The 25,806-nt window shown below is 39.1% G+C and carries 25 protein-coding genes, 1 riboswitch and 1 other annotated feature; of the genes, 17 read left to right on the top strand and 8 right to left on the bottom strand.

The features are described 5' to 3' along the window. Positions 1 to 7: 7 nt before the first annotated feature. Genes ACIQAA_RS04420 through ACIQAA_RS04410 form a run of 3 tightly spaced genes read right to left on the bottom strand, consistent with a single transcriptional unit; the run spans position 8 to position 2,609 of the window. On the bottom strand, positions 8 to 814 hold the full coding sequence (locus ACIQAA_RS04420) for an ABC transporter permease (RefSeq protein WP_402615476.1): 807 nt from the start codon (positions 812 to 814) through the stop codon (positions 8 to 10). Beyond that, complete coding sequence (locus ACIQAA_RS04415; protein WP_402615473.1) at positions 795 to 1,571, bottom strand: ABC transporter ATP-binding protein; 777 nt, start codon at positions 1,569 to 1,571, stop codon at positions 795 to 797. The genes ACIQAA_RS04420 and ACIQAA_RS04415 overlap by 20 nt, the downstream gene beginning before the upstream one ends. Before the next feature lie 21 nt (positions 1,572 to 1,592). Beyond that, positions 1,593 to 2,609 carry an ABC transporter substrate-binding protein gene (locus ACIQAA_RS04410; protein ID WP_402615470.1) on the bottom strand — a complete coding sequence of 339 codons (1,017 nt, stop codon included), beginning with the start codon at positions 2,607 to 2,609 and terminating at the stop codon, positions 1,593 to 1,595. A gap of 124 nt (positions 2,610 to 2,733) precedes the next feature. Between ACIQAA_RS04410 and ACIQAA_RS04405 the strand changes: the two genes are divergently transcribed. Together ACIQAA_RS04405 and ACIQAA_RS04400 are read left to right on the top strand one after the other, a co-directional pair. Beyond that, positions 2,734 to 3,525: an alpha/beta hydrolase family protein gene (locus ACIQAA_RS04405; protein WP_402615467.1), complete on the top strand. Its 792-nt coding sequence runs from the start codon at positions 2,734 to 2,736 to the stop codon at positions 3,523 to 3,525. A 41-nt stretch (positions 3,526 to 3,566) separates the two neighbouring features. Next, entirely contained in the window at positions 3,567 to 3,809 is a 243-nt protein-coding gene (locus ACIQAA_RS04400; protein ID WP_402615464.1) for a DUF2584 domain-containing protein, read from the top strand. Between the two features lie 39 nt (positions 3,810 to 3,848). On the opposite strand, the gene pckA is transcribed toward ACIQAA_RS04400, so the two are convergent. After that, the gene (gene pckA / locus ACIQAA_RS04395) at positions 3,849 to 5,435 is read right to left on the bottom strand and encodes a phosphoenolpyruvate carboxykinase (ATP) (protein ID WP_402615461.1); all 1,587 of its coding nucleotides are present in this window, start codon (positions 5,433 to 5,435) and stop codon (positions 3,849 to 3,851) included. Positions 5,436 to 5,652: 217 nt separating this feature from the next. Then, positions 5,653 to 5,791: riboswitch (SAM riboswitch) on the top strand. A gap of 202 nt (positions 5,792 to 5,993) precedes the next feature. Here pckA and metK point away from each other — a divergent pair. Continuing rightward, on the top strand, positions 5,994 to 7,193 hold the full coding sequence (gene metK / locus ACIQAA_RS04390) for a methionine adenosyltransferase (protein ID WP_402615458.1): 1,200 nt from the start codon (positions 5,994 to 5,996) through the stop codon (positions 7,191 to 7,193). A gap of 208 nt (positions 7,194 to 7,401) precedes the next feature. Beyond that, positions 7,402 to 9,294 carry an asparagine synthase (glutamine-hydrolyzing) gene (gene asnB, locus ACIQAA_RS04385; protein WP_402615455.1) on the top strand — a complete coding sequence of 631 codons (1,893 nt, stop codon included), beginning with the start codon at positions 7,402 to 7,404 and terminating at the stop codon, positions 9,292 to 9,294. Between the two features lie 205 nt (positions 9,295 to 9,499). Here asnB and ACIQAA_RS04380 read toward each other — a convergent pair whose 3' ends face one another. Continuing rightward, positions 9,500 to 10,012: a gamma carbonic anhydrase gene (locus ACIQAA_RS04380; protein ID WP_402615452.1), complete on the bottom strand. Its 513-nt coding sequence runs from the start codon at positions 10,010 to 10,012 to the stop codon at positions 9,500 to 9,502. Positions 10,013 to 10,092: 80 nt separating this feature from the next. On the opposite strand from ACIQAA_RS04380, the gene ACIQAA_RS04375 reads away from it, so the two are divergent. Both ACIQAA_RS04375 and ACIQAA_RS04370 read left to right on the top strand, forming a co-directional pair. Next, entirely contained in the window at positions 10,093 to 10,896 is an 804-nt protein-coding gene (locus tag ACIQAA_RS04375) for an alpha/beta hydrolase (RefSeq protein ID WP_402615449.1), read from the top strand. Positions 10,897 to 10,914: 18 nt separating this feature from the next. Then, on the top strand, positions 10,915 to 11,991 hold the full coding sequence (locus ACIQAA_RS04370; RefSeq protein ID WP_402615446.1) for a tetraprenyl-beta-curcumene synthase family protein: 1,077 nt from the start codon (positions 10,915 to 10,917) through the stop codon (positions 11,989 to 11,991). A gap of 31 nt (positions 11,992 to 12,022) precedes the next feature. On the opposite strand, the gene mnmM is transcribed toward ACIQAA_RS04370, so the two are convergent. Both mnmM and mnmL read right to left on the bottom strand, forming a co-directional pair. Further along, positions 12,023 to 12,595 (bottom strand): tRNA 5-(aminomethyl)-2-thiouridylate-methyltransferase MnmM, encoded by a 573-nt coding sequence (mnmM, locus tag ACIQAA_RS04365; RefSeq protein WP_402615443.1) that lies wholly within the window; start codon positions 12,593 to 12,595, stop codon positions 12,023 to 12,025. 2 nt (positions 12,596 to 12,597) lie between these two features. Continuing rightward, a complete protein-coding gene (mnmL, locus tag ACIQAA_RS04360) occupies positions 12,598 to 13,560 on the bottom strand; it encodes a tRNA modification radical SAM protein MnmL/YtqA (protein WP_402615441.1) in 963 nt (320 codons plus the stop codon). 184 nt (positions 13,561 to 13,744) lie between these two features. Between mnmL and ACIQAA_RS04355 the strand changes: the two genes are divergently transcribed. From ACIQAA_RS04355 to ACIQAA_RS04310, 10 genes are all read left to right on the top strand, one after another. Next, positions 13,745 to 14,032 carry a YtzC family protein gene (locus tag ACIQAA_RS04355; RefSeq protein WP_402615438.1) on the top strand — a complete coding sequence of 96 codons (288 nt, stop codon included), beginning with the start codon at positions 13,745 to 13,747 and terminating at the stop codon, positions 14,030 to 14,032. Beyond that, a complete protein-coding gene (locus ACIQAA_RS04350; protein WP_063252150.1) occupies positions 14,029 to 14,208 on the top strand; it encodes a hypothetical protein in 180 nt (59 codons plus the stop codon). The genes ACIQAA_RS04355 and ACIQAA_RS04350 overlap by 4 nt, the downstream gene beginning before the upstream one ends. Positions 14,209 to 14,463: 255 nt before the next feature. Next, entirely contained in the window at positions 14,464 to 15,294 is an 831-nt protein-coding gene (locus ACIQAA_RS04345) for a hypothetical protein (RefSeq protein WP_402615434.1), read from the top strand. Positions 15,295 to 15,387: 93 nt separating this feature from the next. Further along, positions 15,388 to 15,912 carry a NapC/NirT family cytochrome c gene (locus ACIQAA_RS04340; RefSeq protein ID WP_402615432.1) on the top strand — a complete coding sequence of 175 codons (525 nt, stop codon included), beginning with the start codon at positions 15,388 to 15,390 and terminating at the stop codon, positions 15,910 to 15,912. A gap of 2 nt (positions 15,913 to 15,914) precedes the next feature. Continuing rightward, the gene (locus tag ACIQAA_RS04335; protein ID WP_402615430.1) at positions 15,915 to 17,375 is read left to right on the top strand and encodes an ammonia-forming cytochrome c nitrite reductase subunit c552; all 1,461 of its coding nucleotides are present in this window, start codon (positions 15,915 to 15,917) and stop codon (positions 17,373 to 17,375) included. A 230-nt stretch (positions 17,376 to 17,605) separates the two neighbouring features. Next, positions 17,606 to 17,830 (top strand): hypothetical protein, encoded by a 225-nt coding sequence (locus tag ACIQAA_RS04330; protein ID WP_402615428.1) that lies wholly within the window; start codon positions 17,606 to 17,608, stop codon positions 17,828 to 17,830. Positions 17,831 to 18,038: 208 nt separating this feature from the next. After that, positions 18,039 to 19,226, top strand: coding sequence for an MDR family MFS transporter (locus tag ACIQAA_RS04325; protein ID WP_402615425.1), 1,188 nt, complete (start codon positions 18,039 to 18,041; stop codon positions 19,224 to 19,226). Between the two features lie 135 nt (positions 19,227 to 19,361). Next, positions 19,362 to 19,587: a binding site (T-box leader), on the top strand. Between the two features lie 46 nt (positions 19,588 to 19,633). Then, positions 19,634 to 22,051, top strand: coding sequence for a leucine--tRNA ligase (leuS, locus tag ACIQAA_RS04320; RefSeq protein WP_402615423.1), 2,418 nt, complete (start codon positions 19,634 to 19,636; stop codon positions 22,049 to 22,051). Between the two features lie 51 nt (positions 22,052 to 22,102). Further along, entirely contained in the window at positions 22,103 to 22,408 is a 306-nt protein-coding gene (locus ACIQAA_RS04315; RefSeq protein WP_307194155.1) for a rhodanese-like domain-containing protein, read from the top strand. Between the two features lie 97 nt (positions 22,409 to 22,505). After that, positions 22,506 to 22,691 (top strand): sporulation protein Cse60, encoded by a 186-nt coding sequence (locus tag ACIQAA_RS04310; protein ID WP_402615421.1) that lies wholly within the window; start codon positions 22,506 to 22,508, stop codon positions 22,689 to 22,691. Between the two features lie 9 nt (positions 22,692 to 22,700). Here ACIQAA_RS04310 and ACIQAA_RS04305 read toward each other — a convergent pair whose 3' ends face one another. Further along, the gene (locus ACIQAA_RS04305; protein ID WP_402615615.1) at positions 22,701 to 23,978 is read right to left on the bottom strand and encodes a BaiN/RdsA family NAD(P)/FAD-dependent oxidoreductase; all 1,278 of its coding nucleotides are present in this window, start codon (positions 23,976 to 23,978) and stop codon (positions 22,701 to 22,703) included. A 197-nt stretch (positions 23,979 to 24,175) separates the two neighbouring features. Between ACIQAA_RS04305 and ACIQAA_RS04300 the strand changes: the two genes are divergently transcribed. Further along, complete coding sequence (locus tag ACIQAA_RS04300; RefSeq protein ID WP_402615418.1) at positions 24,176 to 25,798, top strand: putative polysaccharide biosynthesis protein; 1,623 nt, start codon at positions 24,176 to 24,178, stop codon at positions 25,796 to 25,798. Positions 25,799 to 25,806 lie beyond the last annotated feature (8 nt).

Below are 25,806 nucleotides of genomic sequence, written 5' to 3'. Positions count from 1 at the left end.
TAAGCCGCTATTCCTTGATAAGTTTTTTTTCCAATAACTCTACAAGCTGATACATGATGGTAGCAACGACCGCGATGACCAGCAGGGATAAAAAGACCAGGGTAAAATTAAAGACTTGAAAGCCATAAATGATAAAGTAACCCAGTCCTCTGGATGAAACTAAAAATTCACCAACGATGACACCGACCCAGGATAAACCAACATTTACCTTCAAGGTTGAAATGATTGTTGGAAAACTTGCCGGAAGGATAGCTTCCTTAAAGCATTGAAGACGTGTTGCTCCAAATGTTTGCAGTACTTTTAAATAGTTAGGGTCTACTTCTTTAAAAGAAGTATAAACAACAATCGTTGTAATAATAACTGAGATAATGGCCCCCATTGCTATAATGGAAGGATATCCCGGCCCAAGGGCGACAATTAATATCGGACCCAATGCCACCTTCGGCATCGCGTTTAGAATGACGAGATAGGGGTCGACAATTTTTGAGAGCATCGGTGACCACCAGAGCAATGCCGCTAGTACGGTTCCTAGTAACGTACCCAAAATAAATCCAAAAATAGTTTCAGTTAAGGTTACACCGAGATTGGACATCAAAGAACCATCTCGTAATTTTTCAAGAAATAAATCCCAAATTTTTGATGGAGAACTGAAGAGTAAAGGATCGATCCAACGTTTTTGACTCGAAATTTCCCAACTGGAAAAAAAGAGCAGGAAAATGACGATTTGATAAAAACGTACCCATCTTTTTTCAATTGTCAGGGATTGTAAATAATTTTTATGGAGGAGGCTCACGTTATTTTTTCCCTGTTTCAAGTGAATCCAGCTCCTTCCATATTTTCTGAAAGATACTTGAAAATGCTTCATGGTTTCTAGCGTTAAAAGGGGACAAGTTTCTTAGTTCATCTGGCATTTCAAATACTTTATGAATTCTGCCCGGACTTGGTGAAAAAAGCACAACCCGATCACTCATCGCTATGGCTTCACCAATATCATGTGTGACAAGAATGGCTGTTTTACCAAAGGAGTCGAGCGTGTTTGATACTAAGTCTTCCAGCTTTAACTTAGTTTGGTAATCTAATGCCGAAAATGGTTCATCCAGCATGAGCAGCTTGGGCTCCGTTGCCAGCGTTCTTACGAGCGCAGCACGCTGCCTCATACCACCCGATAGCTGATTAGGCAGCTGATTCTCAATACCGCTTAATCCCATTTTGTTTAAAAGGTCGATCGCTGCTTTTTTTGTTTGCTCATTCAATTGTTTGGATAATTTTAGACCAATAAGGATATTTTCCTCAATTGTTTTCCATGGGAATAGATAATCCTGTTGGAGCATGTAGCCGATTTGGTTTTTTAGCCCCGTGATGGGTTTATTTTCAAGCAAAATGGTTCCTTGTGTGGGCTTTATAAGCCCCGCAATGATGGAAAGTAAGGTTGTTTTTCCACAGCCGCTAGGGCCGAGGAAGGAAACAAATTCACCTTCCTCTACTTGCAAACTTATTTCCGAGAGGGCCGTTGTTGCAGAGGCTTTTGTGAAATAAGTGTGATGGATATCTTTAATAGCTAAGAAACTCATTTGGACGGCCTCCCATTTTATTTATTCTTCTTTCACTTTTTCAGCTATTTCTGTGTTAACAAGTGTAGAATGATCAACTTCTTGCGGAAGCTCACCTGCTTCGTCCATGATGTCCTGGAGATTGTTCCACTCTTCAACATCAAGAATTGGATCAGTTGCAAACGAACCTTGCTCTTTATAACGGTCCACAACCTTGCTGATGAGTTCGATGTCTGTATCAGGGAAATAGGATTGAATAGCCTCAGCGATTTCGTCTGAGCTATGTGTTTCTACCCATTGCTGTGCCTTGTAAACGGCTCTCGTAAATTTTTCTATAATGTCCTTGTTTTCTTTCATGTAACTATCCTTTGCCATGAAGGTTGTATAAGGGACATGGCCAGATTCTGTTCCAAAGGAAGCAATAATATGTCCTTTTCCTTCTTGTTCGAAAATGCTCGCCTGTGGTTCAAATAATTGAACAAAATCGCCTGTTCCGGACGCAAAGGCACTTGGAATATTTGCAAAATCAATGTTTTGAATGAGATTTAAATCTTGATGAGGATTAATACCATGTTTCTTAAGAACGAACTCCCCAACCATTTGCGGCATACCGCCAGTACGCTGACCTAAAAATGTTGATCCTTTTAACATATCCCATGAGAAATTATCAATTTTCTCTCGTGAGACTAGGAAGGTGCCATCGGTCTGTGTGAGTTGTGCAAAATTAATAACCGGATCATTGGAGCCTTGAGCGTAAACATAAATAGATGTCTCAGAGCCTACCAATGCAATATCAGCACCATTAGATAACAGTGTTGTCATGGTTTTATCGCCGCCAAAGGCTGTAGACAATTCAACTTCCAGGCCCTCTTCTTCGAAAAATCCTTTTGCGATGGCAACATATTCAGGTGCATAGAAGATAGAACGAGTCACTTCAACCAACCGAACCTTTTCTATTTTCTCTGAATCGGTTTTGTCTGTATTGTTACAAGCGGCTAGTGAGAACATGAGAATTAAAATAAGAAGTGAAGAAAAGCTAATTTTTAACCATTTTTTCATACCAAACCCTCCTTATTACAATAAAAATCTGGGCTGTTGACCTAACATATCGTATGAAAGAGAAGTAAATGTGTGAATGCCTACTTACATAAATTTTTACGGATTAATGGAAAGGTGAAATGTAGTGAACAAACAGAATGGAAAAATCATTGAAGTTTATCGTTTTCCTTCACCCAATCCCAATGTGGAATTAAGGGAGATTACGTATCTTTCAAATGGATTGAGAGTAAAAGGATTACTTGCGGAACCGAAAATAAAAGGAAACTATGACGGCTTTTTATATTTACGGGGCGGTATTAAGAATGTTGGTAAGGTAAGACCTGCAAGAATTGCTCAATTTGCCTCTGAAGGATTTATTGTATTTGCCCCCTACTATCGGGGAAATCAAGGCGGGGAGGGGAATGAGGATTTTGCTGGAGAGGACAGGGAGGATGCTTTTGCCGGATTTGAGCTTTTAAAGTCGTTTCCTAATGTAGGGTTTATCCATGTTTTTGGTTTTTCGCGAGGTGGTGTAATGGCATTGATGACCGCACTCCAATACCAAGAGGCAGCTTCCATTGTTACTTGGGGCGGGGTAAGTGATATGTTTTTAACCTACGAAGAAAGAAAAGATTTGCGGAAAATGATGAAAAGGGTGATTGGCGGTACACCTGGAAAATATCCTGAACGATATAAAGAGCGAACTCCCCTTTATGAGCTCGAAAAGCTTTTAGCACCTGTTTTAATCATTCATGGAGTAAATGATCAGAATGTATCGGTAGAGCATGCCTACAGACTAGAAAGAAGACTCAAGATGTTAAATAAGCCGGTGGAGTGCTGGTACTTTGATGAGTTTACCCATTACTTTCCTCCCGTAGTAAACAGAAAAATCGTGAAAGATTTAACGAAGTGGATGAAATGTCAAATCAAAAGATGATAAAATAAAAGTAAGTCCAATCACAGAGGAGTTGGGTACATATGGGTATGCCTCTTGAGTTAAATACGATGATCGTAACAAAAGGCAGAGAAACAAGAATCGAAGAAAATCGTTTTGTTTTAGAAAAAGAAGGCTATCGACTTTATCCGATTGATATTCCCATTGACGTGAGAAAAACCATTGAAAGCGACACGAACGGGACAGCTGTCATTAAAAAAGTAGAATGGCAAGAAAACCGCACTTGGTTAACTTACCAATTAATTTCACTAAATTCTACAAATTAGTAAAGGCCCTTATCGAAATACGATAAGGGCTTTCTCTATTTAGGCAATTGGTCCGCCTTTTTCTTCAATTTCTGAATCAACTCTGGTGAATTTTTTAAAGTTTTCACGGAATTTAGCCGCTAAATCTTTTGCTTTCTTCTCATAGGCTTGTGGGTCATCCCAAGTTTTGCTTGGTTGAAGAACCTCATCAGGTACACCTGCAATATGGAGTGGAATATTTAGTCCAAAAATATCGTCTTTTACTGTTTCGACATTGTTTAGTTCCCCTTCAAGTGCAGCCTGAATCATTGCTCGTGTATAGGATAACTTCATGCGGCTCCCCACTCCGTATTCTCCGCCAGTCCAGCCAGTATTAACAAGAAAGACATTTGCATTATGCTCAAGAATCTTTTCACCAAGCATTTCTGCATAACGTGTTGCAGGTAAAGGCAGGAATGGTGCGCCAAAGCAGGTGGAGAAGGTCGCTTCTGGAGATGTAACACCACGCTCGGTTCCGGCTAACTTGGATGTATAACCACTCAAGAAATGATACATTGCCTGCTCTTTTGTTAACTTCGAGATTGGAGGCAATACCCCAAATGCATCGGCGGTTAAAAAGACAATGGTATTCGGGTGACCCGCAATGCTCGGTTCAACTATATTTTCAATGGCGTGCATCGGATAAGCAGCCCTTGTATTTTCAGTTAGAGTTGCATCGTCATAATCTGCAATTCTTGTATCGGGATTGAGAACAACATTTTCTAATACAGAACCAAAATGGATGGCATCAAAAATTTGCGGTTCTTTTTCCCTGGAAAGATTAATTGTTTTTGCATAGCATCCGCCTTCAATATTAAAAACGCCATTAGAAGACCAGCCATGTTCATCATCACCAATTAAACGGCGTTTGGGGTCTGCTGATAAAGTGGTTTTACCTGTCCCAGAAAGACCGAAGAACAGAGCAACATCACCTTCCACACCTATATTAGCAGAGCAGTGCATAGAGAAAATATTATTTTCAGGTAATAGGTAGTTCATGATTGAAAAAATCGACTTTTTCATTTCGCCAGCATATTCTGTTCCGCCGATTAATATCGTTCGTTTTTCGAATGAGATAATAATAAAGGTTTCAGACTTTGTTCCATCTACTACAGGATTTGCTTTAAAGTTTGGAGCAGAAATGACCGTGAAACCAGGTTTATGTGTCAGCAATTCTTCTTCACTAGGACGAATAAATAGTTGATGGGCGAATAGATTATGCCAAGCAAATTCATTCACAATTTGAATCGGCAATTGGGTCTTTTTATCAGCCCCTGCAAATCCTTTAAAAACAAAGATTTCATTTTTTTCTTTTAAGTATTCTAAAACTTTTTGATAGAGGTTATTAAAAACTTCTTCTGAAATGGGCTGATTTAAATTACCCCAATCAATTTTATCCTTAATGGATTCTTCCATTACAATAAATTTGTCTTGAGGAGATCTTCCAGTATATTTACCTGTTGATACACTGATCGCACCAGTTGAGGTTAGTTTTCCTTCATTTCTAGATAGTATTTTTTCCACTAATTGAGGAACAGACATTTGAATATGCACATGACTGTCTTCCAGCAATTGGTTTAATTCATTTGGGACATGTACTGAATTCATCAGAACGAACCTTCCTTTTCAAGTTTTTAATATTCGATATATTCATAAAAAGTATAACACATTTAATCGAATAGTCTATACTAATTGGTGAATTTGGGTTGTATTATTAAGTATAAATTTAAAATGGAAAAATTTCATATAATTATCCTTAATTTGCTAGCAAATTCATTGACAATGTTCGAGAGGTTCAAGTATGATACTAATTTGAACGGATACTCTCTTATCCTGAGCTGGTGGAGGGACAGGCCCTATGAAACCCAGCAACCTGCTTTATGAGAAGATGATTACGTAGTTATCATTTTCTCAAGTGCGAAGGTGCTAATCTGACGCAAGGTTTTGACCTTGAACGATAAGAGTGAAAGGACCGGAACAACCTTTCCTCATGTGGTAAGGTTTTTTGTTTTGTATAAGACCTTTTATCAAAAGAGCTGCTAATAAAAATCCTTTGTTTATTTCATACTAAGGGAATGAGTACCGTATCAATTTCAGTGGTTCTAGAAGTATACCTGTAACCTTCATATGAACCTTGATTTATCTCATAATATAGGAGGAAATCAGATGTCAACAAAACGTCGTTTGTTCACTTCTGAGTCAGTTACGGAAGGTCATCCAGATAAAATCTGTGACCAAATTTCTGATTCGATTCTAGATGCGATTTTAGCAAAGGATGCAAATGCTCGGGTTGCTGCTGAAACGTCCGTTACAACTGGATTAGTCTTAGTGGCAGGTGAAATCACTACATCTACTTACGTTGATATTCCAAAGATCGTTCGTGAAACAATTAAAGGAATTGGGTACAATCGTGCTAAGTATGGCTTTGATTCCGAAACATGTGGTGTTATTACCTCTATAGGTGAGCAGTCTCCAGACATTGCGATGGGGGTCGATCAGGCACTTGAAGCACGTGAAGGGCAAATGTCTGATGAAGAAATTGAAGCTATTGGGGCAGGAGACCAAGGTTTAATGTTTGGGTTTGCATGTAACGAAACGAAAGAACTAATGCCTCTACCAATTTCATTAGCTCACAAGCTTGCACGTCGTTTAACTGAGGTTCGTAAAGAGGAAATTCTTCCTTACCTGCGTCCGGATGGAAAGACACAAGTAACGGTAGAATACGATGAGAACGACAAACCTGTCCGTATTGATACGATTGTTATTTCAACACAGCACCATCCCGAAATTACGTTAGAGCAAATCCAACGTAATGTAAAAGAGTATGTTATTAATCCAGTTGTTCCGAAAGAACTAATTGATGAAAATACAAAGTATTTCATTAATCCTACAGGTCGTTTTGTTATCGGTGGACCTCAAGGGGATGCTGGTCTAACTGGACGTAAAATTATTGTTGATACGTATGGCGGATATGCTCGTCACGGCGGCGGCGCATTCTCTGGTAAAGATCCTACAAAAGTTGACCGTTCTGCAGCCTATGCAGCTCGTTATGTTGCGAAGAATATTGTAGCAGCAGGACTTGCAGATAAGGTTGAAGTGCAGCTTGCCTATGCAATTGGTGTTGCAAGACCTGTTTCCATTTCCATTGACACATTTGGGACTGGAAAAGTAAGCGAAGAAGTTTTAGTCAATCTAGTTAGTAAAAACTTTGACCTTCGCCCAGCTGGAATCATTAACATGTTAAATCTTCGTCGCCCAATCTATAAACAAACTGCAGCATATGGTCATTTCGGCCGTACAGATGTTGACCTTCCTTGGGAGCGTACAGATAAAGCAGACACATTACGTCAACAAGCAAATATTTAATTAAACCCAATGTACAGGGGAGTTGCATTTTTAATGTAACTCTCTTTTTGATTTCGTCGTCTAAGTTTAGGGCAATGTGTTTAGGTGAAAACTATTTGTACCTGAATTTTCCTACCTTTCACACTGACATTTTTATATGAATAGTGGTAGGATAGGAGAGTATGTTTTTTAAGTTTGGATATTTAGATTGGAGTAGGTGACGTACATAATGTGTGGTTTTATTGGTTGTGTACACGACAAGGCACAAAACTATCGTGATGATCAAAAACAACAATTCAAAAATATGAACGATATTATAACCCATCGTGGACCAGATGATGATGGCTTTTATTATGATGACCATATTCAATTCGGTTTTCGCCGCTTAAGCATTATTGATATTGAATGCGGGCATCAGCCATTAACGTATGAAAATGAGCGCTATTGGATTATCTTTAATGGTGAGGTATATAACTACCTAGAACTTCGTGAAGAATTGCTCAAAGAAGGCTTACAGTTTGCAACAAACTCTGATACAGAAGTTATTATTGCTCTATATAGCCAATTGAAAGAGAAGGCTGTTGAAAAACTGCGCGGGATGTTCGCCTTTACGATATGGGATAAACAAGAACAAATTGTATTTGGTGCAAGAGATCCTTTCGGGATTAAACCGTACTTCTATTTTGAGGATGGAGAAAGAACATTCTTTGCATCCGAGAAGAAGAGTATCCTTCTAGCTCTAGAGAACGATGTTTTAGATTATGATTCCCTACAGCACTATTTAACGTATCAGTTTGTACCTGAGCCAAACACGATGTCAAAAGGCATTCATAAGTTAGAACCGGGACATTATTTTACCAAGAAGATTGGCTCTCCAATGGAAATTAAAAGATATTGGAAGGCAAGTTTTAACCCGGTACAGAAAGCAGAATCAGCATTTATTAAAGAAATTCAAGACGTGTTAATCGATTCAGTTAAAATGCATATGAGAAGTGATGTTCCTGTTGGTTCATTCCTTTCAGGCGGAATCGACTCTTCCATTATTGCTTCGATTGCAAAACAATTTCATCCAGCCATAAAGACGTTTTCAGTCGGTTTCGAGCAAAATGGTTTTAGTGAAATAGATGTTGCAAAAGAAACTGCCGATAAACTTGGGGTAGAAAATATTAGTTATGTGATTACACCACAGGAATACATGAATGAACTGCCAAAAATCATTTGGCATATGGATGATCCACTTGCAGACCCAGCTGCCATCCCGTTGTACTTTGTGGCCCGTGAAGCAAGAAAGCATGTTACGGTTGTTCTTTCTGGTGAAGGCGCGGATGAATTGTTTGGCGGTTACAATATTTATCGTGAACCACAGGATTTAGAAGTGTTTAATAAAATCCCAAGAGTAGGAAAAGTATTGCTTAAAGGGATTGCGAACATGATGCCTGAAGGAATGAAAGGGAAGAGCTTTATTGAACGTGGAGTAACTCCTATGGAAGAACGTTATATTGGTAATGCTAAAATGTTCACGGAGGAAGAAAAAAGAGATTTGCTATCTGTTTACCGTGAAGGTTTAAATTACACCGATATCACAAAACCACTCTACGCTGAATCAAAAGGCTATGATCCAGTTGACCGCATGCAATTTATTGATATTCATACATGGATGCGCGGTGATATTTTATTAAAAGCGGATAAAATGACGATGGCTCATTCATTAGAGCTACGAGTTCCATTCTTGGATAAAGCGGTTTTTGAAACAGCATCCAAAATTCCGACTAGCTTGAAAACAGCTAACGGCACAACGAAGTATATTTTACGAAAAGCAGCGGAAGGTATTGTTCCGGAGCATGTATTGAATCGTAAGAAACTTGGGTTCCCAGTGCCTATTCGCCATTGGCTGAAGAATGAAATGAATGAGTGGGCAAAGACGATTATCAGAGAAAGCAATACGGATCATTTACTAAATAAATCTTACGTATTGAATCTTCTTGAAGATCACTGTCAAGGGAAGGCGGATAACAGCCGTAAAATATGGACTGTGCTAATCTTTATGGTATGGCATCAGGTTTATGTGGAGGGTAAGTATTCCTTTTCAGGACAAAAAGAACTACAGACGATGAAATATTAATAAACGGTGTTGTGAGGAACAGAACTTAAAAAACAGATACAAACGTTAAAGAATGGCTCGAAGTTCTCTTCGGGCCATTCTTTTTATTGGTGGGAGTCCGAATAGAGCAGGCATTCAGACATAGCAATGCCCAATCAAGAAAGTCAGTCCATATTGGCCGCGCATTCTGATAACGGAACAAGTAGTGCGCTCCTAGTTAGTTAAATTATTTCTGTAAGGACTTATAATACTGAGCTTTCTCCGCATATTCTGTATAAATCCTGTTCATTTCGCTAATGTCATGTGCATTTAATTCTCTAATAACTTTTGCCGGTCTGCCAAATGCTAAGGTATTAGGTGGTATTTTTTTACCTTGTGGTACAAGACTGCCTGCGCCGATAAAAGCGCCTTCTCCGATTTCTGCTTGGTCTAGAATAATGGAGCCCATGCCGATCAAAGCCTTTTTTCGAATAATACAGCTGTGGAGAATCACCTGATGACCAACGGTTACTTCATCCTCTATGATCAACGGGTTATTGGGGCTTTGATGCAGAACAGAGTTGTCCTGAATATTCACTTTTTTCCCGATGATCGTAGGTGCCACATCTCCTCTAATGACAGAATTAAACCAAACGCTCGATTCTTCACCTATTTCAACATCACCTGTAATAGTGGTAAAATCTGCAAGGAAGGCAGAGTCAGCAATTTTTGGGTATTTACCTTTGTATGGATAAATCATTTAGGTCGCTCCTTTTTGACTGAAATACATATTCATTCTAATATAATACTAAATAGAATTTTTTTCTAGGAGGAAAAACTATGTGGAAGTGGGAAGCAGAAGGGGAAGCGAAGGCTGTAATCGTGATGGTTCATGGTGCCATGGAACATCATCGAAGATATGGCTGGCTCATTGAAATGTGGCGCGGGTCTGGTTTTCATGTCATTATGGGTGATCTTCCTGGGCAAGGCATGACAACAAGATCCCGCAGGGGCCATATAGATTCATTTGAAGAGTACATAAGTGAAGTGAAAGAATGGATTAAAGCAGCCTTTCGTTATGAAATACCTGTATTTTTATTCGGCCATAGTATGGGGGGCTTAATTGCGATTCGTCTGCTGCAGGAAGAAAACTTTGACTTGGCCGGGGTCATTCTCTCATCACCATGCTTAGGTTTAGTTCATACTCCTCCCAAAATTTTAGATATACTATCACACGGAATTAATGTTGTGTTTCCATCATTAAAAATGAATTCAGGCATAACCGTTGATATGGCTACCAGAAATCAAGATGTAATTGAGGCGGATAGAGATGATACCCTCTATATCACAAAAGTCTCTGTTAGGTGGTACCGTGAATTAGTTGAGGCTATGAAAGAGGCTTTCCTATCAATCGAAGGCACAAAGGATGTCCCAATGCTTGTGATGCAAGCAGGTGATGATAAGATTGTTAATAAGATTCCCGCTAAGGATTGGTTTAATCATGCACCATTATCAGAAAAAAGATATAAGGAATGGCCAAAGCTGTATCATGAAATTTTTAATGAACCAGAACGGGATGATATATTTGAGTACGCGAAGGATTTTGTTATCAGCCAATTAAAAGCAATAGGTTACATTGTTTAAGAAAGGGAAGATCACTCCATGATGCCAATCAGACTCATGTCGAAAGTATACCGTCGCATTATTCCAGCAGTCCATCAAGAGCTAAGGTTTTGGAGGTCCCGAGCAGAAAGTATCCCTAACGAGGAGCTTAGAAAGCAAGCTCTGGCTAGTATTGAACATAAAACGTTTCACTGTGAAGGCGGAGGTATTCTTGCTCTTTCCGCGAATGGTGAGTATAAAAAAGCAGTGAAGTTTATCGTTGCTTATCAAACCATTAGTGATTACTTAGATAATCTTTGTGATCGGAGTACTTCGCTCGATCCGAAGGATTTTGCAGCCCTTCACGAATCCATGCACGATGCCTTGACACTTGGAAGTAAACCTGGAGATTATTACCGATTTCGTGAGGATCAGAACGATGGCGGCTATTTAAATGATTTAGCTCAAACTTGCAGATCTGTTTTACAAGAAGTGAAACATTATCCAATAATAAAAGATTACTTGTTGGAGCTTTGCGAATATTACTGCAGCTTACAAATACACAAGCATGTTATTCATGAAGAACGTGTACCCCGTCTTGAAAAATGGTTTGAAGATCATCAAAGTAACCTGCCAGAGATGGAATGGTATGAGTTTTCTGCTTGCTCTGGCTCCACATTGGGGATATTCTGCCTCATTTCGTATGCGATGAGAGAGGACTTTTCTGCAGTGGATGCTGAAAATATTCGTAAAGGGTATTTTCCTTACATACAGGGACTGCATATATTATTAGATTATTTTATTGACCAAGAAGAAGATCGAGAGGGCGGCGACTTGAATTTCTGTTTCTATTATGAAAATCCAGAAACACTTTTCAAACGTTTAAAGCACTTTGTCACGGAAGCAGACAAACATACAGAATTTCTGCCACATAAGAAATTCCACCAGCTTATTAACAGAGGCTTGTTGGGAATTTATTTATCGGATGGGAAGGTTCGTAAACAAAAAAATATCCGTAAATTAGCAAAGGGAATTATTAAAACAGGCGGAATTATTAGCTATTTCTTCTATATCAATGGACTAGCATATCGTTCCTTTCAGAAATGGATTCCCTCATTATTTACAAGACTATCGTAAAAAAGAAAAAACCAGGCCAAAGCAGCCTGGTTTATCTTTTCTCAATTGCAACGATGAAAGGTGGATTATTTTGTTGGTTGATAAATCGATACTGAAGGACATGAGCCTTCTTCTGATCGATATCCTGACAATACGTCAATAAAGCGTCCCGCTCAACTGCACCTTCAGCGTGGCCATGGTAAATCACAAGGATTATTAATCCTTCTGGAACCATTATCTCAAGTAGCTGTTCGATTGCCGATATGGTGGTTTCTGGTTTAGTAACAACTGATTTATCACTGCCAGGCAAATAACCTAAGTTAAAAATCGCAGCTTTGACCTTACCATGATGTTCCGCGGGTATTAATTTGGAAAGGTGTTCATGACCATTTTGAAAAATAGTAACGCGGTCAGCCAAACCATGTTGGTTCAGCCTTTCCATACTTGTTCGAACGGCATCCTCTTGTACATCAAATCCATAAACAGTGCCATTTTCACCTGCAAGATTTGCCATAAAAAGAGTGTCATGACCATTTCCAAGTGTTGCGTCAACAACCACATCACCATTAGAAATCGTCATTTCAAGTAATTTCTTTGCATAAGGAAGTATGCGGTCCAGCTTCACGGTTAGTTCCTCACAATACTATTTTGGTGATATTTCCCTTGATAACTGTCTCTTCTTTTTAGCTCAGCGTCAATGGAATTTAGTACTTCCCACTTGTTTACACTCCACATTGGTCCTACCATTAAATCAATCGGTCCGTCCCCGGTAATCCGATGAACAATCATTTCTGGCGGTAAAATTTCTAATTGGTCACATACTAAATTTACATAATCCTCTTGAGAAAGAAATTCAAGCATGCCTTTTTCATATTGTTTCACCATCGGTGTGCCTTTGAGTAAATGAAGCAGATGGATTTTTATCCCCTGAACATCAAGCTTAGCAACTTCTCTTGCTGTTTCCATCATCATTTCATATGATTCAAGCGGTAATCCATTGATAATGTGGGAACAAATTCGGATGCCGTGTTTTCTAAGTTTATTTACACCTTCAACATAACACTGAAAATCATGGGCGCGATTGATTAGTAATGCAGTACGTTCATGTACCGTTTGCAAGCCAAGCTCAACCCATAGATATGTTCTTTGGTTTAATTCGGCTAGATATTCAACCACTTCATCCGGAAGGCAGTCTGGGCGAGTTGCAATCGATAAACCGACCACTCCCTCCTGATTGAGAACCTTTTCGAATTTTTCGCGGAGAACCTCAACAGGTGCATGTGTATTTGTATAAGCTTGAAAGTAGGCCATATATTTGCCATCTTTCCATTTGGTATGCATTTTTTCCTTAATTTCAAGGAATTGGGTCTCTAAATCATCCGCTCGGTCTCCTGCAAAATCGCCTGATCCAGCGGCACTGCAAAAAGTACAGCCGCCGTGTGCAACCGTACCGTCACGGTTTGGGCAGTCAAAGCCGCCATCTAAAGCGACCTTAAAAACTTTATGGCCAAATTGCTGGCGTAAGTGATAATTCCAGGTATGGTAACGTTTATCGTCAGTAGCATATGGAAAAGGGTTGGTCTGAGTCAATTCAGAAACCTCCTTTAAGTTTTTTAAGCATAAAGTCAATTTTATCACGAAAATAAACGCTTATCCAACTGAATTGTTTACCAGTAATTATCACGTAATAGGAAAAGCGAGAGAGAACAAAATAAGTATGAAGCACTTTGACTCATTGAGGGAAGTGTTTTACCAAATAGAAGGGGGTCCTTAGATGGCTACTCGTGCTTCAATGGATACTTTAATCCAGCAATGTGAGGATGTTATTCGCTATGCACAGGATCAATTAAAAGAAAGCAGCCTTCAAGAGCATTATAACAATGATGATTATACGAACGCCTTACAACAGCTTGAGCAAACCTATCAGGATATTGCTAAAATGGCTCATAGTGCGAATGGGCAGCAGCGGGATCAACTCCATCGGATGAGACTTCAAATTCAACAGCTTCAAAATAATATGATTTTAGAGGGGCAGGCATTTAGAGGAGGAGATCTTTCTTGAAAAAGCGATCTAAACAACAAAACCCTGAACAAAAAACCCGAAATGGGAATAACAATCAGGATCTTGAGCTTGGTCAGGATGTTGATCTTGTTAAACAATCAAAAAAGAAATATGAAAAATCTGGCGGCCAGCCGGTAAAGTCGAAGTTTCATCAAGAAAAGGACCAATCATCTTAATAAATCGCTTCAGACCTTCAACATATGTTGAAGGTCCTTTTTATGATGAAAACCCCTAAAAACACCGTGAATATAAGGTAAAATCACCGTTCACAAATTAGAAATAACTCAATATCTTTTTGTGATTTTGGTCACAGAATGGGTTTGGGCTTCATGGGATAAATAAGATATAAATTTGGATTCCTGGTGATTAATCTTGATGATTCTTGTGAATGCATTCACAAAAAGTTCACACTTTGAAAGGAAGTAGATACAATGAAAAAATTACTGCTTAACATAAATATACTCCTATGCTTTTTTCTGGTATTTAACCCGTCGATTATTGCCGGAGAAGAGAATCAAAATATCTTGACTATGGAGGAACTTTCAATCAAGGTAATGCCAGAATTTGCTTACCATCCCAATGATGTAAAGAAAGAACATCCCCCATTATTGATTGGCTATCAGGGAACCATGCGAAATCTTTCAGAACAGCCGCAAAAAGGGCAAATTGAACTGCCGCTGCCTATGGAAGAAAAGAATTTCCGGATTGGCTTTGCAGCTGATTATTCCAGTGATTTATCGAAGGTGTATGAAATTGAGTACATAATCGACCAAGAAAAAGGGACCATTTCTTGGACAACAAGCGAAGAGATTCTGCCAAAAGATGTTTATAAATTCGTTGTTGAATTTTACACAGATACCATAATGGTTGAAAAAGAAAAGAAAACACTTTCATACCAATTTAAAAGCTTTACGGATATAGGTTTATTCAATATATCATTCATACAGCCCCTGCAGGCAAAAAAGACAGTGCTAAATCCGGCACCTGAAGAGAAAAAGACTCACGCTGATGAGGAAGGAGTTTACTCCTATTTCTTTCAAGGAATAAAGGCTGGGGAGGAGAAGAGTTTCACACTTACGTATGAGCGAAATGAAACGAAGCCTGCTATCGAGGTGATGGAGAAACAAGACCAACAACCAATTGAAACTGTCAACAATGAAAAAAATCCTGCTATCCATTCAATCGCAGCTTTTAGCGGAGCAGGTTTACTAATCACCGGTGCGTTTACTTATTTCGTTAAAAGTAAACGCAGGAAGAGTTAGCTTTGCAGTACCATTCCTTTGGCAATAAAGTACTGAGTACTTTATTCAATAAATTAAAGAGAGAAAGAGATCTATATTATGGGAGGTGAAAGGATGTTAAAAAAATCGTTTAAAAAATTACTGGCAATTGATAAAAGAGTCTTACTATTAGGTGCTCTTTTAGCTGGCGTACTCTTTTCCTTTGGGACGGTTAAAACAATGGCTTACCTGGATTCACCTGGTTTTTGTCAAAACTGTCATACCATGAAATCGGTTTATACGTCATTTGTAGATTCTACTCATGCTGAATTGCAGTGTAACGACTGCCATTTACCACATGAGAGTGAGGCAGGGAAATTATTTTTTAAGGGCCGCGCAGGGATGACACATATTTTTTATAACACCCTGGGTACTGAAGATATACCAGATAGAATTTATGCGACCACACGGACATTGAGAGTTATTAATAAAAACTGTGCAGAGTGTCATAAGAGCACTGTTGATAATGTTTCACATGACGCGAAAGAAAACTGTATGTCATGTCACCAGACTGTACCACATGGCAGCGACTTCAAAGATGATAGTTATGATCAGCCGCCTAAGTCCGGTGAACTATTAAAAAATAAGGGAGGATTTTAAGAATGAATAGGTTCCGTTATGGGGCATACCTCCTTCTACTAGTATTTGTTCTCATCATTACTGGCTGCAGCAGTTCCAGTGAGAATGCAGGTGAAAAGACGGCAAGTGCTAAGGAAGCGACGGGGAAAACAGGCCTTTCTAAGGATGAAATAAGCAATGAAGCTTTTAAAGAGTTATTTCCACTTCAATATAATAGCTATATGAAAAATGAAAAAATGGAAGATACAAAATACAATGGTTCCGTAAAGCGCAGTAAGTACGACCCTGATAAAGAACCATTACTTCCAGTACTATTTAATGGTTATGGATTTGCTACTGAATATAATGAAGACCGCGGGCACGTATATGCTTTGGAAGATATTCGCGATGTAAAGCGTATTACCGATAAATCAGTTGGTTCTTGTTATACCTGTAAGTCAACAGCAGTACCACAAATGATTGAAGAAATGGGCGACGATTATTGGGGTGCCAATTTTAATCAAGAGATTTGGCCTAAAGGGGAAGCAATGGGACACTCCCCAATTGGATGTTCTGATTGCCATGATCCCGAAACAATGGACTTACGTGTTACACGTCCAAGCTTCTATAAAGCATTAGAAGCTCAAGGAATTGATACTTCCAATCCAACCAAAAACGAAATGCGCAGCTATGTTTGCGGCCAATGCCATGTGGAGTATCACTTTGCGGCAGACAACAGTGAAGTGACTTTCCCATGGGATAATGGTTTTAAGCCTGAAGATATGTATGAATACTATAACACCATTGCAAAAGAAAATGGCTTTGAAAAAGACTGGGTTCACAATATCTCAGGAGCACCGATGTTAAAATCACAGCACCCTGAATATGAAACTCATGCTTCTGGTACACATGGTAAAGCAAATGTGTCCTGTGCAGACTGTCATATGCCTTATGAACGTGTTGATGGAAAAAGAAAAATCACTTCTCATTATTGGACTTCACCACTTAAAACAATGGATACATCTTGCGGCCAATGTCATGGTGATAGAGATTTAGATAAGCTAAAAGATCGTGTTATTGAAATCCAAGATGCAAACGTTAGTGCCTTACATGAAGCACAGGATATCTCAACGACAGCTCACTATTATATTAATAAGATGATTACTTCTGGAGTCAGCCAAGACAAGATCAAGCAAGCTCAAGAATTTGTACGTAAAGGTCAATGGTTTTGGGATATTATTGCAGCTGAAAACTCTTCAGGCTTCCACAATCCACAAGGTTCAATGGATTCATTAAGAGAATCAGTTGTACAATCAAACAATGCAATTTCCCTTGCAACAGAAGAGTTAGTGAAAAAAGGTGTAAGCATAGAAGAAGTTAAGACTGAAATTGAAAAAGTGAAAGCAGCCGTTCAAGCTGAAACGGTTAATGAGAAGAAAAAGGATCATGCCGTAAACAGCTACTTCCCTGCTCAGCAGCCAGTAGTGCCAGCAGTAAAAAAATAGACCCCTTCAACCATTTTCCTAATCGTCCCGCCAAGAAGGATTAAGAGATGTTTGGAAAGAGTCCATCATTGATGTTGTGAAAACACTGTTTCTATTTGAGGAACAGTGTTTTCTGTAATTATTGTGAATAATTTGCGTCTCGCTGTCAATAAAACTTATTCCGTATTGGTCTAAAATGGAGGGAATTTAAATATTTTATAAGAAAAACCAATATGAAATAGGTGAGGCTCATGTATGTTGTCCACTTTTTCGAAAACAAAGTAGAGATAGTAAATCAGTTTCTTGGAAGTGTTCCAGCCGTTGGTGATCCGATTGCCATTAAAGGTCGTAAGGGGAAGGTTACTGGAGTTAATCAGGTTGATGACAAACATGTCCATGTACAGATTACGGTAGAAAAAGCAGCAGTTAAAAATAAACCTACAGCTGCTGACCTAGCGAAAAAGAAAAAGAGGTAAGAGCCAAATCCAAAGCCCTTTTTATTGAAGGGTTTTTCTTTTTTGTGAAGATTGTTATTTTAAAAAACTATATTTTCGCTTATGTAATATTATTCAATAATACAAGATTATTATGTAAACAGCTAAAGAAAAAGATTGTCAGGAATCTTGAATGGGTCTAAAATAAATTTTTGGAACTTGTTATTGTTATTGTAAAGGAGCGTTTTTTATGCCACGTGCCTTATGGCTATTAATTATTGGGATGGCAGTGAATGTAACGGGCAACTCTTTTTTATGGCCATTAAATACAATCTATATTCACGATCATTTAGGAAAGTCGTTATCGATGGCCGGGGTTGTTTTAATGTTAAACTCCGCAGCGAGCGTTATTGGAAATCTTTATGGCGGCAGTCTTTTTGATAAAATTGGCGGCTACAAATCTATTCTTCTAGGAATATGTATCTCCCTGTCAGCCCTGGTTGGGTTAACGTTCTGGCATGGCTGGCCGGAATATATTGTTTTCCTTACTATTATTGGATTTGGCAGTGGAATCACTTTCCCAGCCATGTATGCGATGGCGGGAATGGTTTGGAGGGAAGGCGGACGTAAAGCCTTTAACGCCGTTTATATTGCGCAAAATCTTGGGGTAGCGGTCGGAGCCGCACTTGGAGGCATTGTTGCCGATTACTCGTTTGAATTAATCTTCCTTGCTAACGCCGTTATGTATATTATCTTTTTACTAATCGCTGTTTTTGGCTATAAAGGGATTTCAACTGGTTCGGCTAAACAAGCGAGTAGCCTTCAGGAGGCAGCACTAGTAAAAGGTCGAAAGAATCTCTATGCTTTATTGATTTTATGTTCAGGTTATTTGCTATGCTGGGTTGGCTACGTTCAATGGATGACAACAATTGCTTCTTATACTCAGGAAATTAATATATCATTAGCGCAATACAGCCTTCTATGGACGATAAACGGTGCATTAATTGTTCTTGGTCAGCCATTATTAAACAGCTTGCTTAAGCGTCTTGCTGCCACCCTAAAGGTACAAATCCTCATCGGAATTGCTATTTTTATTGTTTCTTTCCTTATAGCAGGACATGCAAGCGCATTTTCAGGATTTCTAGTAGCGATGATTATTTTAACCATTGGGGAAATGTTTATTTGGCCAGCAGTTCCTACAATTGCATTTGGCCTAGCACCAAAAGGGCGCGAAGGTTTTTATCAAGGAATTGTTAATAGCACCGCGACTGGAGGAAGAATGATCGGCCCATTATTAGGCGGCCTGCTGGTTGACCTATATAGTATGTCTGCATTATTCTACGTTTTAATTGGATTATTCATCATAGCAGCCGTAACAACTCTAGCCTATGACCGCATTTTAAAAACAGAAAAGAAATTAAACGTAAAACTTTCTTAACCTTAAATTCCCGGCTTCTCCTGTGAGGCCGGTTTTTTATGTTTAAAAATTTTTTTTTTGGTCAAACTGTTTTAGAAGAATGTTACTTGCATACTGCGAAGAAATTTATTACAATTACCGTAATACTTTTTATAATGAATGACAGTGATTAGGAGTAGTAGTGAATCATATCCGTTTTTTAGAGAGTTGACGGCTGGTGCAAGTCAATCGGGTACATCATGAACTCGCCTATGAGTTGCAAACATGAATGTTCAGTAATGTTTGCCGTATTCCGCGTTAAGGATGAATGAAGCGAGTGTTTTACAACACTAATGTGGGTGGTACCGCGGGAAGATACATAGACAATCCTCTCGTCCCTTTTTGGGATGAGGGGTTTTTTATTTTTTTAAGGAAAGAAGGAACTGACAATGAGTTTCAATCATCAGCATATCGAGAAAAAGTGGCAAAGAAAATGGGAAGAAGAAATGACGTTTAAAACAAGTGAAGAATTTGATAAACCAAAATTCTACGCATTAGATATGTTTCCTTATCCATCTGGAGCAGGACTACATGTGGGACACCCTGAAGGCTACACCGCTACAGATATTCTTGCACGCCTAAAGAGAATGCAAGGGTATAATGTTTTACATCCAATGGGCTGGGATGCATTCGGTTTACCTGCAGAGCAATATGCATTGGATACCGGAAACGACCCTGCAGAGTTCACAGAAAAGAATATTAACACGTTCCGCAGACAAATTAAATCATTAGGTTTCTCCTACGACTGGGATCGTGAAGTGAATACAACTGACCCTGAGTATTATAAATGGACCCAGTGGATTTTCTTAAAACTATGGGAAAAGGGCCTTGCTTATATTGATGAAGTAGCAGTAAACTGGTGCCCTGCACTTGGTACCGTATTAGCGAATGAAGAAGTTATTGATGGCAAGAGTGAGCGTGGGGGACATCCGGTTGAACGCAGACCAATGAAGCAGTGGATGTTAAAAATTACGGCTTATGGTGATCGTTTACTTGAAGACTTAGAAGAGCTTGACTGGCCAGAAAGCCTTAAAGAAATGCAGCGCAACTGGATCGGTCGTTCGGAAGGGGCTGAAGTAACCTTTGCCATCGATGGACATGATGAAACATTTACTGTGTTTACCACTCGTCCTGATACTCTTTTTGGTGCAACCTATGCGGTGCTTGCTCCTGAACATTCTTTTGTCGATAAAATTACAACAGCCGAGCAGCGGTCAGCGGTAGACGCTTATTTAGACCAAGTTAAAACAAAGAGTGATCTGGAGCGTACGGACTTAGCAAAAGAGAAGACAGGAGTATTTACCGGTGCATATGCAATTAATCCAGCTAATGGTGAGAAAATGCCAATTTGGATTGCCGATTATGTGTTAGTAAGCTACGGTACTGGCGCTATCATGGCGGTACCTGCGCATGACGAACGAGACTATGAGTTTGCAAAGCAATTTGACCTTCCGATTAAGCCGGTGGTTGCAGGGGGAAATATTGAAACGGAAGCTTATACGGGTGATGGTGAACATATTAACTCTGATTTCTTAAACGGTCTAAATAAAGAAGAAGCGATTACGAAGATGATTGCATGGTTGGAAGAAAAGGGGATTGGAACGAAGAAGGTAACTTTCCGTTTACGCGATTGGCTGTTCAGCCGCCAGCGTTATTGGGGTGAACCGATTCCAATTATCCATTGGGAAGATGGCACAATGACTGCAGTTCCTGAAGACCAGCTGCCATTAACTTTACCGAAAACAACTAATATTAAGCCTTCTGGAACGGGAGAATCACCGCTTGCTGTGATTGAGGATTGGGTAAATGTCGTGGACCCAGAAACAGGTAAGAAAGGGCGTCGTGAAACGAATACAATGCCACAATGGGCAGGCAGCTGCTGGTATTATTTACGCTATATTGATCCAAAAAATGATCAAGCACTTGCTTCAAAAGAAAAATTAGAACACTGGCTTCCTGTAGATGTTTACATTGGCGGCGCAGAACATGCTGTTCTTCACTTATTATACGCTCGTTTCTGGCACAAAGTCCTTTATGATATCGGGGTTGTATCAACAAAAGAACCATTCCAAAAGCTATTCAACCAAGGTATGATTTTAGGCGAAAACAATGAAAAGATGAGTAAATCAAAAGGAAATGTTGTAAATCCTGATGATATCGTTGACAGTCATGGCGCCGATACACTTCGTTTATATGAAATGTTCATGGGACCGCTTGATGCTTCCATTGCTTGGTCAACAAATGGTCTTGACGGTTCTCGTCGTTTCTTAGACCGTATTTGGCGTTTGATGGTGGAGGAAAACGGAGAATTAAATCCAAAAATTCAAGAGAATGAAGAAGCCTCTAATTTAGAAAAGGTATACCACCAAACAGTGAAAAAGGTAACCGAGGATTATGAGGGCTTGAGATTTAATACGGCAATTTCACAAATGATGGTATTTATAAACGAAGCATATAAAGCAACTGTTCTTCCAAAGCACTATATGGAAGGCTTTGTAAAAATGCTTGCCCCAGTAGCCCCGCATGTGGCTGAAGAACTTTGGGAAAAGCTTGGGTCTCGCGGTACAATTGCATATGAAACTTGGCCAGCATATGATGAAGCTAAATTAGTGGATGATGAAGTTGAAATTGTGATCCAAGTGAACGGGAAGGTAAAGACTAAATTACTAGTTCCAACAGATGTCAGCAAAGAAGCACTAGAAGGAATTGCAATGGACGATGAAAGAGTAAAGGAACAAATCGAAGGTAAAACCATTCGCAAAGTGATCACTGTTCCTGGTAAACTTGTTAATATCGTAGCTAATTAATTGAAATTCCCCCTGTCAGACAGGGGGAAAACCTTAAATAGGGGTGGAATTATGGAAGAAATTCAGATTATTACGCCAGAAGAATTAAAGAAAAAGCTCGAGCAAGGGGAAAAACTTGAGCTTGTTGATGTTAGGGAAGATGAAGAAGTAGCACAAGGCATGATACCTGGGGCAAAGCATATCCGTATGGGTGAAATTCCAGCTAACCTTGACTATTTTGACAAAGATAAAGAATATATCTTTATATGCCGTTCCAGCCGAAGAAGCGAAAATGTCTGCTACTATCTTAAGGACCAAGGATACAAGGTTCGTAATATGATTGGCGGAATGCTTGAGTGGACAGGTGAAACGAAATAAACGATTCCAAAGCGGAATCGTTTTTTTTTGTACCTATTATTTCTAATTTTCAGGAAAAATGGAAATAATGAAAATAAAAACAGAAAGGGAGATTTCTTTGATACAGGTAAAATTGTTCGACCGTGAGCATGAAAAGGATTTAGAAAAAGAAATGAATGGCTTTTTAAAAGGACTAGATGAAAAGAAATTACTAGATATTAAATACAATGTTGCTGCCATAACGGAGGATGAAGAGGAAGAACAAATCTATTGTTTCTCGGCGATGATTATCTATCGGGCATGATGATAAACATCATGCCTGATATTGTTTTTTAGCAGACAGAGCAGCATTGGTTCCAGCGAGTCTTCCAGTAACTAAGGCTGAAGTGATATTATAGCCGCCGGTATAGCCATGGACATCAAGAATCTCACCGCAAAAGTAGAGACCTCCCATCATTTTAGAAGCCATTGTTTGCGGTTCAATTTCTTTCACGGAAACGCCGCCGCCCGTTACAAATGCTTTTTCCAACGGTAAGGTGCCATTTACCTTAATTAAGAATTGTTTGCAGCTTTTCACAAAAGTACGAATTTTTTCATTTGAAATTGTTGCCCCTTGTTCTGAGGGATCAATTTCATTCCGCTCTAGCAGAAACAAAAGATATCGTTCAGGGACCAGCCCTTTTAATGTGTTTTTAATGCTTTTTTTCGGCTCGCTTTTTACGAGTTTCACAATTTCTTGAAAAAACTCCTCTTCTTTTTTATCGGGTATCACATCTAGACTCATGGTAACTTCGTTTAACTTCCATTTTTTCATCGCTTTCACCACAAATTGACTGCAGCGAAGGACTGCTGGACCGCTAAGCCCAAAATGGGTAAAAATCATATCCATCCTGTGAGTGATAATCGCTTTCCCTTTTGGATTCAGTACACTTAATTCAATATCCCGTAATGACAGACCCTGGAGTGATTTATTTTTAATAAAGGGTTCATTTGAGGTGACAGGCACCTCAGTAGGAAACAGTTCCGTAATGGTGTGTCCGGCTTTTTCAGCCCATGCATAACCGTCTCCAGTTGAGCCAGTATGAGGAACCGATTTACCGCCGACTGCTATGACAACAGATTTTGCTTCTATTTCAGTACCGTTTTTTAATTTGACAGATGAAACATGACCATCTTTATAAACAACATCTGCAACCGGGCTATTGGTGTAAATCTTCACCTTAAGCTTTTCTAATTGGTCTAAAAGGGCATCGACCACTGACTGCGCTTTATTTGAAACAGGAAACATCCGCCCATGGTCCTCTTCCTTTAGGGCAATACCTAATTTTTCAAAGAACTTGATAATATCTTCATTACTAAAAATTGAAAAAGCACTGTATAAAAATTTCCCGTTGCCAGGTAAATGTTTAATGATTTCCTCAACAGGGAGACGATTGGTGACATTACAGCGGCCACCTCCAGAAATGGCCAGCTTCCTTCCAAGCTTGTCTCCTTTATCAATTAATAGGACGTTTAACCCCTTTTCCCCAGCGGCAATCGCAGCCATTAAGCCTGATGGTCCACCGCCAATTACAACAACATCGTATTGCATATTTCCACCAACTTTATGTAAATTCATTTCTTGCACATTCTTCCATTATAAACACATTTTACGAAATTTAGCACAGCTGTTAGTGGCATCGCAGCAAAAAGAGATGTAAACTACTAATAGTGTGCAAAAATGTGTTTACCAAAAGTTTGCTCATATGCACACAAACTTTTTCTTCACTGGGAAGGGATCCTAATTTTATGTCGTCAAAGCTTATAAGAGGAACGTTTATTTTAACATTGGGTACCATTATTTCCAAGGTACTTGGCTTATTATATGTCATACCCTTTTATCAAATTGTAGATTCAGAAGGAACAGCGTTGTACCAATATTCTTACATACCCTATACAATCTTTATTAGTGTTGCTACAGCTGGGGTGCCGCTTGCTGTTTCAAAATTTATTTCAAAGTATAATGCACTCGAAGAATATGCGGTTGGCCGTAAATTGTTTAAATCTGGACTAGTCATGATGCTAATGACTGGTATTGTTTCATTCTTAATATTATATTTTTCGGCACCACTTATTGCAGATATGATTATCACAAAAAAAGAGGATGTCGGGTCAAGAGCAAAGGATATTATTACGGTTATCCGTGCTGTAAGTTTTGCTCTGATTGTTATTCCGTTCATGAGTTTAATTAGAGGATTTTTTCAAGGGCATCAGTCGATGGGACCTTCCGCTGTTTCCCAAGTGGTGGAACAGATTGTCCGGATTGCCTTCACACTTGCTGGAGCCTTTATCGTCATAAACTTTTTAAATGGAAGTATTGTAACTGCCGTTAGTGTTGCGACCTTTGCCGCGTTTGTAGGAGCGATCGGGAGTCTGGTGGTTTTATTTTGGTATTGGTATAAACGGAAACCGCATTTAGACGAGCTGCTTCAACATGATAAAGGGACAGTACAGGTATCTTTAAGAGAAATTTATAAGGAAATCCTTGTCTATGCTGCTCCCTTTGTATTTGTTGGGATTGCTAATCCATTATTTCAAGCGATTGATCAAGTTACCTTTTCACGGGCAATGCAGGAAATTGGTCACAGTTATAAAGCGGCCGAAGCAGCATTTTCCATCCTTAACTTTGAATCACATAAAATCGTTATCATCCCTGTATCTCTTGCCACGGGGTTCTCGTTAGCTCTTGTTCCAAGTATCACAAAGGCATTTGTGGAAAGTGACCGGAAAGCGTTAAAACAGCAATTAAATCAAACCTTTCAAGTGTTATTGTTCTTAACATTGCCGGCTGCAATCGGGCTTTCTCTATTAGCAGAGCCTATCTATACAGTATTTTATGAGTATAAGGAGCTTGGATTTGAAGTACTAAGAGCCTATGCCCCAGTTGGAATTCTTTTTTCTTTATTTTTAGTTACTAGTTCGATACTACAAGGAATTAATGAACAACGCTGGACAGTATTAAGCTTATTAGTTGGATTACTCATCAAATTGTCGCTAAATATTCCTTTAATTACTATGTTTGAAACAAAAGGTGCGGTTTTTGCAACGGCACTTGGATACATTGGAGCTATACTGATTCAATTAATCGTTATTAAAAATTATGCAAAGTACCCGTTCTTATTTGTTTGGAGAAGGAGTTTGTTAATTGTCATCTTTGCTGGAATCATGTGGGCCGGGACTGAAATCGTTTATCAGCTGCTATTGTTGGTTCTAACTCCGGAATCAAAGTTTCAATCACTAGTAATGATCATGGCTTGTGCAGGTGTAGGAGCTGTTATCTATTTTTACCTAGGATTAAAATCTGGACTTGTAAACAAACTATTTGGTGACAGGGTTGACCGAATAAAGCGGAAATTAAGAATGACCAATTAAACTCCTAA

The organism is Neobacillus sp. NPDC093182 (assembly GCF_044754045.1).
The sequence above is the reverse complement of the archived record's forward strand: the minus strand, read 5'-3'. Positions and strand labels throughout refer to the sequence as shown.

What these genes read in the sequence shown, in the direction of transcription:
- ACIQAA_RS04415 (WP_402615473.1), bottom strand. Translation starts at nt 1,571, where the DNA reads ATGAGTTTCTTAGCTATTAAAGATATCCATCACACTTATTTCACAAAA.
- ACIQAA_RS04410 (WP_402615470.1), bottom strand. Translation starts at nt 2,609, where the DNA reads ATGAAAAAATGGTTAAAAATTAGCTTTTCTTCACTTCTTATTTTAATT.
- ACIQAA_RS04400 (WP_402615464.1), top strand. Translation starts at nt 3,567, where the DNA reads ATGGGTATGCCTCTTGAGTTAAATACGATGATCGTAACAAAAGGCAGA.
- pckA (WP_402615461.1), bottom strand. Translation starts at nt 5,435, where the DNA reads ATGAATTCAGTACATGTCCCAAATGAATTAAACCAATTGCTGGAAGAC.
- metK (WP_402615458.1), top strand. Translation starts at nt 5,994, where the DNA reads ATGTCAACAAAACGTCGTTTGTTCACTTCTGAGTCAGTTACGGAAGGT.
- asnB (WP_402615455.1), top strand. Translation starts at nt 7,402, where the DNA reads ATGTGTGGTTTTATTGGTTGTGTACACGACAAGGCACAAAACTATCGT.
- ACIQAA_RS04380 (WP_402615452.1), bottom strand. Translation starts at nt 10,012, where the DNA reads ATGATTTATCCATACAAAGGTAAATACCCAAAAATTGCTGACTCTGCC.
- ACIQAA_RS04375 (WP_402615449.1), top strand. Translation starts at nt 10,093, where the DNA reads ATGTGGAAGTGGGAAGCAGAAGGGGAAGCGAAGGCTGTAATCGTGATG.
- ACIQAA_RS04370 (WP_402615446.1), top strand. Translation starts at nt 10,915, where the DNA reads ATGATGCCAATCAGACTCATGTCGAAAGTATACCGTCGCATTATTCCA.
- ACIQAA_RS04355 (WP_402615438.1), top strand. Translation starts at nt 13,745, where the DNA reads ATGGCTACTCGTGCTTCAATGGATACTTTAATCCAGCAATGTGAGGAT.
- ACIQAA_RS04345 (WP_402615434.1), top strand. Translation starts at nt 14,464, where the DNA reads ATGAAAAAATTACTGCTTAACATAAATATACTCCTATGCTTTTTTCTG.
- ACIQAA_RS04340 (WP_402615432.1), top strand. Translation starts at nt 15,388, where the DNA reads ATGTTAAAAAAATCGTTTAAAAAATTACTGGCAATTGATAAAAGAGTC.
- ACIQAA_RS04335 (WP_402615430.1), top strand. Translation starts at nt 15,915, where the DNA reads ATGAATAGGTTCCGTTATGGGGCATACCTCCTTCTACTAGTATTTGTT.
- ACIQAA_RS04330 (WP_402615428.1), top strand. Translation starts at nt 17,606, where the DNA reads ATGTATGTTGTCCACTTTTTCGAAAACAAAGTAGAGATAGTAAATCAG.
- ACIQAA_RS04325 (WP_402615425.1), top strand. Translation starts at nt 18,039, where the DNA reads ATGCCACGTGCCTTATGGCTATTAATTATTGGGATGGCAGTGAATGTA.
- leuS (WP_402615423.1), top strand. Translation starts at nt 19,634, where the DNA reads ATGAGTTTCAATCATCAGCATATCGAGAAAAAGTGGCAAAGAAAATGG.
- ACIQAA_RS04315 (WP_307194155.1), top strand. Translation starts at nt 22,103, where the DNA reads ATGGAAGAAATTCAGATTATTACGCCAGAAGAATTAAAGAAAAAGCTC.
- ACIQAA_RS04305 (WP_402615615.1), bottom strand. Translation starts at nt 23,978, where the DNA reads ATGCAATACGATGTTGTTGTAATTGGCGGTGGACCATCAGGCTTAATG.
- ACIQAA_RS04300 (WP_402615418.1), top strand. Translation starts at nt 24,176, where the DNA reads ATGTCGTCAAAGCTTATAAGAGGAACGTTTATTTTAACATTGGGTACC.